Source organism: Streptomyces sp. NBC_00358, assembly GCF_036099295.1.
Classification (GTDB): Bacteria; Actinomycetota; Actinomycetes; order Streptomycetales; family Streptomycetaceae; genus Streptomyces.
In genome coordinates, this window is sequence record NZ_CP107976.1 from 5,827,302 (window position 1) to 5,842,062 (window position 14,761).

At 68.2% G+C, this 14,761-nt stretch carries 8 protein-coding genes; 2 read left to right on the forward strand and 6 right to left on the reverse strand.

Annotated elements, in window-relative coordinates; translation table 11 throughout:
* Positions 1–94: 94 nt before the first annotated feature.
* On the forward strand, positions 95–814 hold the full coding sequence (locus OHT01_RS24845; RefSeq protein WP_328555325.1) for a hypothetical protein: 720 nt from the start codon (positions 95–97) through the stop codon (positions 812–814).
* A gap of 30 nt (positions 815–844) precedes the next feature.
* Here OHT01_RS24845 and OHT01_RS24850 read toward each other — a convergent pair whose 3' ends face one another.
* Both OHT01_RS24850 and OHT01_RS24855 read right to left on the reverse strand, forming a co-directional pair.
* On the reverse strand, positions 845–1,060 hold the full coding sequence (locus OHT01_RS24850) for a DUF397 domain-containing protein (protein WP_328555326.1): 216 nt from the start codon (positions 1,058–1,060) through the stop codon (positions 845–847).
* The gene (locus OHT01_RS24855) at positions 1,057–1,905 is read right to left on the reverse strand and encodes a helix-turn-helix domain-containing protein (protein ID WP_328555327.1); all 849 of its coding nucleotides are present in this window, start codon (positions 1,903–1,905) and stop codon (positions 1,057–1,059) included. Before OHT01_RS24855 ends, OHT01_RS24850 begins: the two co-directional genes overlap by 4 nt.
* A 218-nt stretch (positions 1,906–2,123) precedes the next feature.
* Between OHT01_RS24855 and OHT01_RS24860 the strand changes: the two genes are divergently transcribed.
* Positions 2,124–2,762, forward strand: coding sequence for an ATP-binding protein (locus OHT01_RS24860; RefSeq protein ID WP_328555328.1), 639 nt, complete (start codon positions 2,124–2,126; stop codon positions 2,760–2,762).
* A 170-nt stretch (positions 2,763–2,932) separates the two neighbouring features.
* On the opposite strand, the gene OHT01_RS24865 is transcribed toward OHT01_RS24860, so the two are convergent.
* The 4 genes from OHT01_RS24865 to OHT01_RS24880 are packed head-to-tail and all read right to left on the reverse strand — an operon-like array spanning position 2,933 to position 14,728.
* Positions 2,933–4,807, reverse strand: coding sequence for a DUF1998 domain-containing protein (locus tag OHT01_RS24865; protein WP_328555329.1), 1,875 nt, complete (start codon positions 4,805–4,807; stop codon positions 2,933–2,935).
* A complete protein-coding gene (locus OHT01_RS24870; RefSeq protein WP_328555330.1) occupies positions 4,804–8,067 on the reverse strand; it encodes a helicase-related protein in 3,264 nt (1,087 codons plus the stop codon). Before OHT01_RS24870 ends, OHT01_RS24865 begins: the two co-directional genes overlap by 4 nt.
* On the reverse strand, positions 8,064–9,968 hold the full coding sequence (locus OHT01_RS24875) for a UvrD-helicase domain-containing protein (protein ID WP_328555331.1): 1,905 nt from the start codon (positions 9,966–9,968) through the stop codon (positions 8,064–8,066). The genes OHT01_RS24870 and OHT01_RS24875 overlap by 4 nt, the downstream gene beginning before the upstream one ends.
* Positions 9,965–14,728, reverse strand: a complete 4,764-nt coding sequence (locus OHT01_RS24880) for a sacsin N-terminal ATP-binding-like domain-containing protein (protein WP_443043433.1) — start codon at positions 14,726–14,728, stop codon at positions 9,965–9,967. Before OHT01_RS24880 ends, OHT01_RS24875 begins: the two co-directional genes overlap by 4 nt.
* Positions 14,729–14,761: the final 33 nt, after the last annotated feature.

The following is a 14,761-nucleotide window of genomic DNA, read 5'->3' on the forward strand; positions in this document are numbered from 1 at the left end:
GGGCGAGCGGGTGGCCGTGGGGGCCGGGTGAGGCCCGGTCGCTGCTCGGGGCAGCCCCGGACCACTGTCGGTGGTACCCGGTTGAATGGGCCGCATGACAGCTCGAGACATCGTCGGCTCCCTGCCCGGCATCGACTCCCTGAGGGATCTCTGCCGATCGATGGCCATGGCCGAGGCGATACTGAACCCCGACGGCGACTGCGTCCACTCGTACAGCGCCCGGTGGTCGGAAACCGAGGAAGCGGCCTCGATGAGGAACGGATCCGGCGACGAGTACGACATAGTCTTCGCCCCCGACGGCGCGTACATACGCGGCTTCGACCACGAGTCCCCCTTGAGCCCGTACCGTCACGAGGACGTGCCGCAGCCCTGGCCCGGCGTGCTGGACGCGGTGCCCGAGACCTTCCGGCGTCACGTCGACGAGCCTGCCTTCACGGACGAGAACGGATGCCCCGTGGTGACGGCGTGCCTGTGGCGCGAAGCGGACGCCCCGTCCTGGGAGAGCGGCCGGATCACCTTCCCCGAAGGCCACCCGGACCCCGACGGCTCGGACTACCTCTTCGAGCTGCTGCTCGACCCGACCCCCGAGGCGTTCCAGGCGTTCGCGGAGGACTACTACGAGGTGTCGGTGGACATCGAGGCGCTTCGCCATATTTATGCCCTGCGCCCGCTCGGGCTGTCCCTGATCGGCGAACTCAATCCCGAGGCATCTGTCCCCGAAGTCGTCGCGGCAGCCCGAGCCATGGGATACCCGCTGGCCGACGACCTGCAGTCGGACGCGCCCTCGACCTGGCGCATCGGGACCGCGCCTTGACGGCTGCACGGCGACCGCGTCCACCGATTGTCAAAGCTTCAGGGTCTCCTGGGCCAAGGCGCAGAGGAAGGTCTGCCAACTGCGACGGCCGACGGTGACGACGAGGCCGGGGTCCTCCTTGGAATCGCGTATCAACGTGTCCTGGCCGACGTGAGCGCATTCGACACACTCGCCGCCGGCACCGTTGCTGTACGAGGACTTGAACCATGCCGAGCCGGTGGGGACGGCGGATTCTGAAATGCTCATCGTGCGTAATCCTTCAGGACCGATTCGATCAACTCTTTGGAGCGTGGAGGGCTCAGGGCGGCAGCTCTCAGACCGTCGAACGCCCGGGTGTACTCCCGAACATGATGCTCGCCCTCCAGATAGATGGCGTCGGTGATGCCGTCCCGATACACGATGTCCGGATCCTCCGGGTCGGGAAACCCGAGCATCGTGAACGACCCGGTGGCCGGATAGGTACCTGAGTCGAAGGGCAGGACCTGCAATGTCACGGACGGCAACTCGACTGCCTTCAGGACGCGTTCGAGCTGCTCACACATCAGGGCCCGATCGCCGATGACATTGCGGAGAGTGCCTTCGTTCACGATGAACCAGGCGTCCGGACCGTCGGGCCGAGTGAGCATGGACTGCCGCTCCAGCCTGACGTGCACCGCACGGTCGATGTCGATGGACGTCATGTGCGCACCGGTCCTGTGGAGTTCGGAGGCGTACGCCGTGGTCTGCATGAGACCGGGCAGCAACTCGCACTGGTACTGGCGGAACGTGGACGCGTCCTGCTCCAGACCGATGTAGATCGAGAACCAGTCGGGGACTCCGGAACCGTGTGCCTGCCACCAACCGCGAGTTCTGGCCTGTCGGGCCAGCGACTTCAGGAACTCACGCAACTCGTCACTGGTGGCGTAGAACCGGCACAGGACATCGACGTCGGACGGCTGGACCCTGCCACTGCCCGTCTCCATCCGATTGACCTTGGAGCCACTCCAGTCCAGCGCCTCGCCGACCTGTGCGCAGGTCAGCTCGCTCCGCTCACGGAGCTTCTTCAGCTCGATCGAGAGACGTCGACGTCGTGCAGTCGGTGAACCGGCCATCCCAACCCCTCTCTTGGTAACGGGCGTTCAGTCTTTCGCCAAGGGGTGTGCTTGCCAATCACTCGGAAGTGGGAATCCCGCCGTGCACATTGCACAGCGGGATGTGCTCGCTCCATTCTGGTGCGCGGCGCAACTCCTTGTGAGAGTTGCGTGACGCTCCGTTGGTCGTGTGGAGATGGCGTGCGACGAGAGAGGTCTTCGTGATCCGAGAAACGTGTATGTCCCGAAAGCCGTGGGACCTGGACTTCACCGCGGAACCCGAGGAAGTGGCCGCTCTGCGCCGCATCATGCGACTGCACCTGGGGGTCTGGGGCCTGCACGAGGTCACCGACGCGGCTCAGCTCTGTGTGAGTGAGCTGGTATCCAACATCATCAAACATGTGGGGGCGGGCGCCCCGGCCACACTCGCTGTCTCGATGAACGGCACCCGTCTCCGCATCGAGTTGCACGATCCGGACACGCAGGCCCAGCCCGTCCTCGTCGAGGCGGGTTCCGACTGCGAGGCCGGGCGAGGTATGGCCATCGTCGACGCGATCGCCGACCGTTGGGGTGTCCTGCTGCGCGCCGACCGAAAGGTGACATGGTGCGAATTGGCGACGGGATCGAACACGTCGAACGGTTACGTGGACGGAGCTGCGGTCGCGCGGGCCGAAGCTCTTCTGAGTCTCCGTGAAGCCACAGGATCGGTTTGTGATGGGACCCCGAACAGACTGAGCAGGACGCTCGCGGCAGAGGCGGCGAGCGACGTCATTGTCGATGTCCTCCATTGGCTGCGCGCACGGGACTGCGACGAGGAGGAGGTCCTGGATCGAGCACAGATCCGCTTCGAGGCGCAGATCTCGGAGGCGCGAGGCTGATCGGGTCAGGCTTCGCGATGAGGAGGCGCGGAGAGTCGTGCGGTGGCGGTGGCGGTGGCGGCGACGGCCGCTTCGAGCCTCTGAGCGTGCACTCGAAACAGCTTGACGCGCTGCCCCTGCTGAAACGCCCGGCGCAGAGACACCGTCGGTGGCTCTGCGCCGGTCGAGTGTCAGTGGGCCAATATGTTCGCGAAGAAACCCAGGTCAGGATTCTCCGGGGTACCGACGAGCAGGGCACGGTCGAGGAGGATGTTGTTGTGCTCGCAGCTCGTCTCGGGGAGCATCACGCAGGCGTGACAGGCGGCGAGGTTGGTCCCGCCGGCGCCGGACACCTCGGTCTCCATGCAGAGGGGGTCGGAGGAACACCACTCGGCACGGCGGACGGCCGAACGGATCGTGCGATCGAGGAGAGCCGGCTCGCCTTGGGCGACGAGACCGCCGAGACTGCCCGCGGAATCACTCGTTGCCGTGTAGATCAGGATCCCAGCCATGTCGTCGGCCGTGTACAGACGTTCACGGAGCGCCGCGGCCGGATAACCAGCCGCCAGGCTCCACTCGTCGATGAGCACATGGGCCAGGGTGTGCAGCAGCACCATGCGGGGTGAGGCGGGGGAGAGGACGGCTTGGCGGTGGTCGCCCGCCCTTTCCTCCAACACCCGCTGGTGGGCCGTGCGCATGCGTTCCACGCGGGCCGCCACGGCGATCGTCTTCTCCCAGGTGCCGAGTAGTTTCTCGTCCAGGCGGAGGAAGACGCCCTCGCCGTGGACCTGCATGGCCGGGAGCCACGGCAGTGGGCGCTCGGGGTCGCCCGCGGAGAGCGGCATCTCCTGCGACTCGGTGGACGAGTCCGGGTCGGCGAGCCGAGTGAAGGCCTTCAGTGCGCGTACCTCACGGAGTCGCTTGACCAGCATCGGTCCGGTGACGCCGAGCGGGGCGAGCAGGGTGGTGTCGCCAGTCGGAGGTTCGCAGACGAACTGCTCGTCGCGGGTGTGCTCGCTCCCCTCGTTGCCGGCGCGGAGGCGCTCGTACTCCTTGGTGCGCAGGGCGCTGTAGCGGTGGTCGAAGGTGGAGGCCGTCTCGTCGTCGGGGTCTTCCTCCCGCTCCGCGTCGAGCAGTGTCATCACTTCGTCGAGAGAAATGGGCCACTTCTCGTCGAAGACCGCGTCGAGATAGCCCTCGACGGCCGCGCGGTTGTCGTACTTCCGAAGCTTCTCCCAGTGTTCGGCGAGCGGGTCCGAGCGACCGTCGCTCCACGGCGGGATGGAGAGCGCGGACTTGAGCACCGGCTGCCAGACGGCGGACGAACCGCGCTGAAGGGTGCGCAGCGGGAGTCCGCACTCCTGGGCGGGCGCGGAGGTGCCCAGCCAGGGGCGGGTGCCCCGACAGGTGAGCCCGAGGTCCTTCAACGCGTTCTTGCGGAAGGAGCCCTCCATCGAGACCTCGGGTTTCGGGGCGCAGTCGCAGGAGACGACGATCGAGCGGAGCGAGGCCGTACGCCCCGACGAGCGCAGCTTGAGCTTCCCGCCGCACTGCCCGGCGGTACCGGTACTTCCCCCGGAGGAGCGGTGGACCCAGTGCCAGTACGGGAATTCGCCGAGATGGCCGGCCTCGCAGGCGACGACGAAACGGGAGGGGACCAGGTCGACCTCGCAGGTGCCGCAGACGCTGCGACCCTCCGGCGGGTTGAAGTCGCGGTGCCGCTGGAGTTCGGTGCATTCCGGGCAGGAGTGCATCAAGGGGAAGCGCCGGACCCGCATGCCGTCCTTGCTGTCGTCGTCGGACGCGGGAGGGAGCCGGAAGTAGCGGACGCCGAGCAGACGGGCCAGGCGCCGTTCGTGGATGCGGGGAGCCTCGTCCGTCCGCCAGCTCGTCTCGGCGTCGTCCAGGCCCGACACGACGAAGGACTCCTGTTCGACGGCGATGAGCGAGCCGACGCCGTAGGTGGTGATGGCCTGGGCGCGACGTACCGCGCCCCGTCGGGGCAAGTTGTGGGCGGGCGTGCCGCTCTGGCCCGTGCGACGGCGGCGGGCGGGGGGCGGGGTCATCGGGTTCCCTCCATGAACAGGGCGGACTCGGCGTCGACGTCGCGCAGGCTCCACAGCGTGGGCCACGCCTCGCGGTCCTCGGACTCGTCGTCGTACGCCTTCAGGAGCGACGGGGAGCGGTTGCCCCGCTGGGGTTCGAAGAGCAGACCGCTGTGGATGTCGGCCTCCTGGCACCACCAGTCCACGAATTCGTCGAAGGCTCGGGAGACGGCGGCGGCCTCCTTCTCGTCGACCTCCTTCACGCGGTCGAGGAGGATTCCCTTCACCTTGCCCCGGAGCGTCTCCTCGTACGACTCGACCTTGGCGGCGCCGTCGTTGGGGCGTGCCGCGGGGACGAGGACGCGGGTCAGGGCGACGATCACCGCGTGCAGGCCCCGGTCGCGGGCGCGCGCGGAGAACGGGGTGACGGACGTGGACTCGACCTCCCGGTAGAGCGCCGAGTGGAAGTGCTGGAAGCTCTCGTAGTGCGAACGGTCTCGGGAGCGGGCGGAGTTGAGCATGACCGCCACCAGTCCGGGGTGCGCGCGGCCGACGCGGCTGGTGGCCTGGATGTACTCGGCCGTGGTCTGCGGCTGCCCCATCACCGCCATGAGGCCGAGCCGATCGACGTCCACACCGACCGCGATCATGTTGGTGGCGAGCAGGACGTCCACCGTGTCCTCGTCGGGATACCGCTTCTCGATGCCCTTGAGGCGGGCAGGGATCTCGCTGGCGTCGACACGACTCGTCAGCTCCGAGTAGTTGGCGATCCGGCGCACCTCCTTCCCCTCGCGCTCGGCGAGCAGCTCCAGATAGGCCACCACGTCGTCGTGCACCTGGAGCTCGGCGGCCGAGAGCAGCCGCAGACTGTTGAAATAGCCGACGAGACTCCAGTAGGTGTCCTTCACCCCGTCGTCCTCGGTGTCCGCGTGCATCGCCCGGTGCAGCAGGGTGGCGTACGTGCGGATCAGCAGCGTGGACTGACTGGTGCCGGGGGCGAGGAGACCGACGTAGCGGCGGCTCGCCTTTTCCTCGCGCGGGGTCTCCACTGCGAACCACGAATCACGGGCGTCCAGGCCGGCAGGCGGGAACTGGCGTACGTCGCGGGCGAAGAGGTGCTTGCCCTGCTCGGCGGCGCGGCGGATCGTCGCTGTCGAGGCGATCACTTTGGGGTGTTCGGCGAGTGCGTCCACCGCCGTCTCGTAGAGGCCGGTCAGGGTGCCCAACGGGCCTGAGATCAGGTGGAGTTCGTCCTGGACGATCAACTCTGGCGGCGGGGTTGGGTCGTGCGGGTCGTTCAGGTTGAACAGTGCCGAGGTGGCCGGGCGCCACGGCATCGACGCGAACTTGTCGACGGTGGCGATCACCAATGTCGGCCTGGCGTCGTACACCGCCTCGTCGACCAGGTGGACGGGCAGGCCGTCGGTGAAGTCGCATCCTATGCCGGGGCAGCGGACAAACATCCGCTTGGCCTCCTCGTCGGCGTCGTAGGCGCGCGCGTCGAGGCGGGTGCCGCACCAGGGGCAGGCGTGCAGCTGGACGGGGTTCTCCTTGGCGAGGCTCTTGCCGAGGTTCCTGCGCAGCTCGTCGAGTCTTTCGTCGGCCTTGGCCAGAGTGTTGGGGGTGGCCGAACGCCCCACCCACATGCCGACGGAGAACTCCTCGTCGCCCAGCTCGGGGGTGCGGAGCCGCAACTGTTCCATGGCGCAGAACAGGATCGCCGCGCGCTCGAACTGCTGGAGGGTGAGCAGCCGCAGCGTGTACCGCATGATGACGGTGACCCCGCCGCCAGCCGTGCCCTTACGGATGCGCCGCAGGAACGCCGTGAACGCGATCAGACCGAGGTAGGCCTCCGTCTTGCCACCACCGGTGGGGAACCACAGCAGGTCGGAGATCTTCCGGTCGTCGTGGCGGGGGTCGTCGACGCCCGCCAGGCAGAGCAGCACGAACGCGATCTGGAACGGGCGCCAGCGCCCCTTCTCCAGGTCGAGAGCGCCGGTCCGGTCCTTCCTCACCCACTCACTGCGGGCGCGCTGGTCGGCCATGGCACGGTTGGCCAGGCGGAACGCCCGCATCAGGTCCGGCTCGGCCCGCAGCAGTCCGATGCCCTCACGGATGCGCCCCAGCGCCTCGCGGCAGGCCCTCACCTGCTCCCGCGCGGGCTCCTCGTCATGGCTGCCGGTCAGCGCCTCCGCCTCGCTCGCCTTGCGGTCGATCCACTGCTCGTACCCCGAGGCGAGGTTGTCCAGAGCGGCCAGGACCTCGGCATCGGGCCTCTCCGCCAGGCCCAGCATGGACAGCGCCGAGTCGTCGATCTCCGGGTTGGAGTCAGTGAGCAGTACATCCACTGACGGCACGAACTGGCTGCGCACCTCGGGGACGGCAGGCGGGATCGTGTCGGTCACCCCGATCGGCGGCGGGGTCCAGTCCCACTCCGCCGAGCAGCCGTGACCGACGGCGAAGGTCGGGGCATGCCGGTGCAGCAGTCGGCTCGTGGCGATCTCCGGGTCGTGGGCGGCGGTGGGGGCGGAACGTTCGACGAACACGGTGGAGCCGTCGGCACCTCGGACCCTGAGACCGCACTGGAAGAGCGAGAAGGCGTCCTTCAGGTCCCACTTGCCGACCTTCTCCGCGTTGATGAGCGTCACCGTGACGCTGACCGTTCCGGTCACCGGGTCGGGGTGACGGACGATCACATGCAGGTCGACCTTCTTCTCAGCGTGCAGTCTCGCCTGTACGCCGCTGCCGGGCACGGTGACGTCGATCGTGCGATCCGGGAGGTCCAGTTCCTCCCGATGCCAATGCTCCTGCTGGTCGGACATGGTGCGGGCTTCGGCCCGGCGTGGCTCGACAGGCTTGCCGTCCGCGTCGGTGGGGCGGTACACGGCGGCGCGCGCCGAGACTACGATCGCCTCGTTTATGCCCGGGTGGACCGCGAAGGTCAGACCCATCGAGGAGGGCCGACGGTCCCTGGACCTGCCCGGGTCCCGCTCCGTGCCGGACTCCTCGATGTCGTCGCGAGTTAGCACCGGTGCGGTGTCCAGGCCGTCCTGCTCGGCGGCCTCCTCCTGCCGGGTCTCCGCCGCTGCCCTGTCCGCCGTTCCCGGGTACAACACCCCGGTCAGGTAGCGGTCGATGGGCGCGTCCTGGGCAAGTACCTCGTCCCGGTCGTCCGGCTCGGCGTCCTCGGCGGGGCCGAGGAGCTCACGGCGGAGTCCCGTCAGGAGTTCCTCGTCCCGGACCCGATAGTGCTCGGAGTGCCGACTTGATGTCTGCGTCACGTGCTCTGCTCCTTGTTGCCGTCGGCTCTCCGGTACCGGCCGATGCCGGTGATGCGAGGGAGGATCCACACACCTCGCTCGCCGAGTCCGGCGTTGGCGCCGGCGGCGGTGCTGCCCGTCACGGTCTCCAGGGTGTCGATCCACAGGTCGTGGATCTCGTCGGGCCACCAGGGATCCCAGGTCCGGTTCACCTTCTGCACCTGGAACAGCTCCTCCCGGAACCGTCGTGAGGCCTCACCGATCTCGCGTCCTTCGTACAGCAGGACGTACGGCGGGCTCTGGGTCTCGCCCATCGGCACGTCGTGGCGCCTGCGCAGCACCACTTCGTGGCCGGGGCGGACCTGTTCCAGCAGGTACGTCTGGGTGGCCACGGCGTCCGTCTCGTGGCCCGGCGGGTCGTCCCGGCACATGTCACCCGCTTCGGCGACGAGTCCGAACCTGTCGTACGACCGCCATGACCCGACAAAGCGACGGCCTCCGTGGCGGTGCCCTGTATTTCTGAAGTGGGGCAGTTCGGGAGAGGGCGCGTGGTACAGATCGTGGCGGGCGCGTGTCATCGCCACGTAGAGCGCCCGGGCCTCGGCCGGAAGGTCGAGATCGTCCTTGTGACGCTTGTGGAGTTCCGCGAGGGTCGGCGGGGCCAGGACGATCACCCGATCGAACTCGAGGCCTTTGGCCCGGTGCACGGTGGAGACGACGATCCGGGCGGTCTCCGGGTCGGCGGCCTCGTCGGGGAACCGACCGTCGGCGACCGCGCGACGCAGGCGATCCAGGTCGAGCACTCCGCGCCCGACACCGCGCGCGACGCGACGCAGCACCGTCCACAGGGCTGCGGCGTTCGGTTCCCAATCGAGCGGGATCTCCGCGAGGAGGGCACTGAACCGGTCCTCGGTGAGACCGGTCGCCTCCGTGCGGCGCAGCAGCTCGGCGACCCAATACGGCACCGGACGCTCTTCGAGCGGGCGCCGCAACCTGTGCTCGATGCCGTGAGCGTGCAGCAGGCCCGAGACCGTCAGGGCCTGCCGGTTGTCACGGGTGAGGACGGCGCACGTGTCGGAGAGGTCCCGCAGGCCGTTCAGGGTGAACTCGTCGCCGAGGTCGCCCATGCCGTTCGCCGGATCCAGAAGAAGGTCGCGCAGCTCGTCGTAGAGCGTGCCCCCCTCGTCCGGGCCGTTGACCACTTGCAGGCGGGGGCCGTGCCCGAGCGCGACCCGGGCCTCGGCGGTGACGGCCCGGAAGTTCCGGGTGAGACGCAGTTCCACCAGATCGTCGGGATAGGAGCAGCGGAGCCAGTCGAAGAACCGGCCGGTCTCGTCGGCACGTTCGTCCAGGTCCGCTATCTGGAAGCCGTACACCGACTGGGCGGCGTCCCCGACGACGGTGAAGCCGCAAGTGTCCTGGTACCGGTCGAGGAGAGTCTCCACCAGTTCGCGACGCCCGCCCAGCAGGTCCTGGACCTCGTCGATCACGACATGTGCGGGAGGTACGGCGTCGCCTGTCTCCAGAGCGCCGTTCTCGATCGCACCGGTAGCGGCGGCTATCCGCTCCTCGAACCCGACCGATCCCCACTCGCCGTCCGGATGCGCCTGGAGGAGCACTTCGTAGGCCCATGAGTCGAAGGTCCGGGCCCGCACCCGATGCGCCCGTTCCCCGTGTCGGGAGATCCGTTCGCGCAGTTCCCGGGCAGCGGCCCGGGAGAAGGTGAGCACCAGGATCTCTGCGGCCTCCAGCGACTGGTCCGGGTCCTCACTACCGCACAACGCGTCGAGCCGGCGCACCAGAGTGTGCGTCTTTCCCGCCCCGGCCCCTGCGGTGACCAGGACACGTGCGTCCCAGGGCTGCTCGACCACGGCCCGCTGTTCGTCGGTGAGCGGCGGGCTGTCGAGGTAGGCGTCGGTCACTTTCTGCTCCACAGGTGCTCGAACTCGGTGAAGGCGAGGTCGGTGTCGAAGTTGGTGATGTTGTCGCTGATGTTGAGGATCAGGCAGCTGTCCTTGCCGCCGTTGCGCGGTCCGCGCAGTCCCCGACCGATCATCTGCTGGTACACGTTGGTGCTGTAGACCGGCCGGGCCACGACCACGGCGCGCGTGGCCGGGGCGTCGAACCCCTGGGTCAGCACACCGTAGTTGGCGAGGACCCGGATGCGTCCGCTGCGGAAGTTCTCGATGCGCGTCCGACGGTCCTGCGCGCTGGTCGTCGAGTCCACGGCGGCGGACGGGACGCCCCGGTCGTTGAGCATGGCCGCCAGGTATTTGGCGTGATCGACAGAGGTGGCGAAGAGCAATGTCGGCCAGTCGTCCGGCAGTTCGGCCACCGAGTCGACGATGCGCCGACTGCGGGCATGGTCATCGGCGAGTCGCTGTTCGGCGGAACGGGAGAGTACGGCCATGCGATCGGCGTGTGTCTTCTCGTCCCGGGTGAGTTCGATACGGCCGCCTTCGAGGGTGCGGTGCTCGACCTGGGCGAGCATGCCCCAGTTCTGCAGGTCACGGTACGGGTCGCCCGACGGGAAGACTCCTTGGTCGAGGCGCCGGTTGCCGAAGCGGCTGACCAGGCGGCGGGTCTCCTCCTCGTTGGTGTTCCGGAACGGCGTGGCGGTCAGGCCGAGCAGATGCCGGCCGGTCTCGTACTGGGTGAGCCCCAACCGGCCCAGGATCTCGGTGTACCGCTTGGAGATGGCGGTGTGTGCCTCGTCCACGACCACCAGCGCCGCCTCGCGCAGCCAGACGTACTGGTCGCTGCCCAGGCACCGTTCCAGCTTGGCGTCGGTGGCGACCACCAAGTGCGGGTGATCGACGACGTTCCCGACCTCGTTGGTGCTCCACAGCCGGCTGATGGTGAGCGGGCGCTCGGCACCCACCTTGCTCCAGACGAATTTCCAGCTCTGCACCGCCTGTTCGCACAGCTCCTCGGTCTGCGCGATCCACAGCAGCGGGCCCTTGAGATCGCCGACCCGCTTCACCCAACGGATCACGGCCTCGGCGGTGACCCGGGTCTTGCCGGCACCGGTCGGCAGGGAGAGCATGCCCCGCTGCGGGGCCAGCCGGTCGAGCATGGTGGAGATGTTCCGAACCAGGTCCTCCTGATAGTCGTGGAGGCTGGGGAAGTCCCGAGGGCCCTCCACGGTCTCGAACGGAGGCGGGGACGGAGTCCTCGAACCGGCGAAGGCGACAGGCAGTCTCAGCTCCGAGACGAACGCAATGGCCCCCGACGAACCCCCGTACGCCACGGGAGCGTTGGGAAAACGCGCCTGAATGTCCCGGGCGTGCTGCTGGAGCACTCCGTCACCGTGCGCGTTGAACGCCATCTGCGCGATCCTGCGCCCGGACGGCTCCGCGCCTCCGATCTCCTGCATCTCGGCCTCCATCAGTCCCTCCGGGAGGCCGGCCCTGAGCGCGTCGGCGCCGATCAGCAGCTCGATCTTGGACACCACGTCGGCGGCGTCGCGCACCGCCTTCTGCGTCTCCTTCAGCTCGTTGTCGCGAGCCATCCGGTCCTGGTGCTCCAGCACCGCGCGGCAACCGGCGGCGCCGAGGCCGAGGCCGAGTTCGCGGTCGATGAGACGCAGCATCGCTTCGGGTTCCAGAGGCACGCGGACCTTGACGGTGCCGCCTTGGCGCACGGCGTCCAAGGGGGAGGCGTGTGTGCCGTTCGGCGTACGGGTGACCTCCTCCAACTCGCCGCACCGTTGTACCGTGCTGCTCCTGTGGCCGCTGTTCAGGCGCTGCCGCAGCGCGGGGAACAGCTCGACCAGAGGCACGGGGTCACCCTCCGGTACTTCACGGGTCTCTCGGCTGATCACGTCGGCGTAGCGGAGCATCCCCCACTTCTCGATCATCAGCTCGGCATCCTCGGCGGTCGGTACGAGGAGGGCGGGGAGCTGCTCCGCGCGAAGAGCCCGGTACTGAGCCGCTCCGACGGCGATCGTGATCTCGTCGTCGGGACGGGTGCCCCAGACCTCGCCGATCCGGCATCGGGTCAAAGCGTCCTCGGGGAAGTCCGCGCCGAACCGGGTCAGCATCACGTAGGTGGCGCCGACGAAGGAGTCGTCCTCGCTGCGGGTGACCTCGTCGAGGAGCGCGTCCCAACGGTCGGCGGGAACCTCGTCGACGGTGGTCGGGAGTCGCAGCCGGCGCGCCTTGTCGGGGGAGATGTCCGCCACCGGCAGCACGTCGCGGTAGCCGGTCAGCTGGGGGCCGACGGCCTCCGTCAGCGGCTTGATCCCCTGGGAGGTGGCGACCGTGCCGAACTTCCTGAGCATCCACCGGATCGGCGAGATCACCGGCTGGCGGGTGCTGGTCTGCGCACCGATCTGCCGCGTCCAGTTGTCCACCACAGCGTCGTCGGGCAGGACCTTCAGGAAGGCGGCGCGCGATTCCTCGGAGAGGGCACGGAAGAGGTGGAGCGGGCCACCGATCGCGGCGCCCTCGACCTTCATCCGATTCAGTGTGGGGCGCGGAGCGCGGCTGTCCAGGCTGCGCAGGTGGGCGGCGTGGACAGCCGCGCGGTACTCCTCGAACCATGCCTCGTCCGCTCGGGGCTGCACTCCACCGGAAGGCCGCTCCCGCAGGCCGACCTGGGGGAAGAACGGGGTGTCGTCGGAGTGGAACGCCATGTCGACGGCGATGCTCGGATCACGCGTCGCGTCGACGACAGCACCGGGCAACATGCAGTTCTCGACCGGCCTGAAGCGGCCGTCGGCGGTCCGCACGCGGAGTGTCGAGCGCGCAGTGGGCACCCGCTCCAGGACTTTGTGGGTCAGGCGCCGTACCCCCGCCAGACGGAACAGCTCCCAGAACCGCTCCCAGTCCGAGTCGCTGTAGTGATCGAAGCCCTGGTCCAGGACGCTGAAGAACCGGCCCTCGACATCGGCCTCACGAATGCCGAGGACGTTGAGCGCATGGGCCAGCGACGGATCCTCGGCCAGTTTGTCGACCACGTACACCAGTGCCTCGCGCAGCCCGCCATGGTCGGCGCGGCGGAACACCCTGCCGTGTACAGGGGCGACGAGACCGTGCTCCTCGGTGAGCACGATGTGGGCCTTGCGAGCCTCCTCGGCGAAGGGGGAGTGGGTCTCGATCATGTCCGCGAGGATGCGGACGGCCACTGCCGATGCTTCGGGGGTGCCGCTCTCGACCAAGGCCTCCAGCCACTCACGGACACCGGTCCGTTCGTGTCCGGCCGCACCGATGATGTGCTCGACCTTTCCGGAACGGAGGGCGTCCGCCTCCACGCTCGGGTGCAGCCAGTTCGATGGGCGCCCGGGGCACTCGTTCCACATCCGCAGCCAGCCGGACAGTTTCCTCAGGTCCCTGTCGAACCGCGGGTGGATCCGCAGTTCCGTGGGTACGCGCAGCACGCCGTCCTGGTCGGGCAGGGAGGGGCGGTCCGCGGTGCGGGCCCAGACCTCTCGGGTCAGGAACTCGTCGGCCCAGCTGATCGCCTCCTTGACGCGGCCGGGCAGCAGGGGGAGGTAGGCGGCCGGGTCCTCGGCCGGTGCCAGGGCGGGGAGGGAGTCGACGACGAGCTTCGCCGAGACCTTGATCATCTCTTGGTTGAAGGGGGAGGAGTCCAGCAGGTTCTGCCTGTCCTCGTTGGTCTTCCAGGCTCCGTTGAGAATGCCGCTCAGCGACATTTCGTACTTGGTCGGGAAGAAGGACCAGAATGTTCCGCGTCCGCGCGACCGCGGGCTGACGTACAGACCGCTCTCTGGATCCTTCGCCAAGGCGGGGACACCCCAGGCGAGGTCGAGCAGAAGCCGGTCGTGCAGCTCTCCGGCATCCGCCCGAGCACTCGGACCGGGCTCGTGGGTGGTGCTGAACACGCGCCACCGATCGGTGGCGACGGCCTTTCCGGTCCGCTCCTCAATGACTGTGTGCAGGTCGCCGGTCTGCCTGGCGGTCAGCGTGCGTCGGGCCATGGGCCGGGGCCGGCGGTCCTCCAGCACGACCTTGGCGACGTGCGGGGAGAAGAGCTGGAAGCCCATCGGGAATTCCTCGCGAGGCTCGCCGTGGTCCTTGGCGCGGCCACCGTGCATGTCCTTTCCCAGCCGGTCGTCGGCCCTGGGGAGCAACGGGAGTCGAACAACGGTGGTGGCCCAGTCCAGCAGCTCGTTCAGGACGGCATCGGCAGTGCGCTCGGCCCGTACGTCGAGAGGTCGAGCCATGCGCAGCACGGGAGCGTCGAAGTCCGGGCCGTAGCGCGCTGTCACGCCAGGTACGGCTTTGATCTGCTCGTACGACCAGGCACGGTCGAATCCGAAACTTCCCGTGCTGCTGAAGAATTCAGGTGCGTCGGTCACCACGAGGACGGATTTGACGCCTACTCCGAAACGTCCGATCTGCCCTCCTCGCTTTTTCGACATGCTCATTCGAAGAATTGTCTCAGCACCCTCCGAAGTGACCGGATCGCCCTCGTTCGCGCAGTACAGATGGGTATCCGTGAGGATTATGCAAACTCGCCCGCCCGGCTCTCCGGCCATTTCGTCCGCCGCGTTCTGGACGAGTTCGAAGAGCTGGCGATCACCATACCCACCCTGGGTGATCCGGCGTTCACCATTGGCGTGCTCGGCCACGAGGCCAGGGTCCACTGCGTAAGTATGCAGGACGCGCGAAGACTGTTCGAGAACCGTTTGGACTACGGAAGGGGACGAAGAAGGCACTGCTCTGCACTCCTGAGTTGTGAAAGTCCGAGT

What these genes read in the sequence shown, in the direction of transcription:
- OHT01_RS24860 (WP_328555328.1), top strand. Translation starts at nt 2,124, where the DNA reads ATGTCCCGAAAGCCGTGGGACCTGGACTTCACCGCGGAACCCGAGGAA.
- OHT01_RS24865 (WP_328555329.1), bottom strand. Translation starts at nt 4,807, where the DNA reads ATGACCCCGCCCCCCGCCCGCCGCCGTCGCACGGGCCAGAGCGGCACG.
- OHT01_RS24855 (WP_328555327.1), bottom strand. Translation starts at nt 1,905, where the DNA reads ATGGCCGGTTCACCGACTGCACGACGTCGACGTCTCTCGATCGAGCTG.
- OHT01_RS24850 (WP_328555326.1), bottom strand. Translation starts at nt 1,060, where the DNA reads ATGAGCATTTCAGAATCCGCCGTCCCCACCGGCTCGGCATGGTTCAAG.
- OHT01_RS24845 (WP_328555325.1), top strand. Translation starts at nt 95, where the DNA reads ATGACAGCTCGAGACATCGTCGGCTCCCTGCCCGGCATCGACTCCCTG.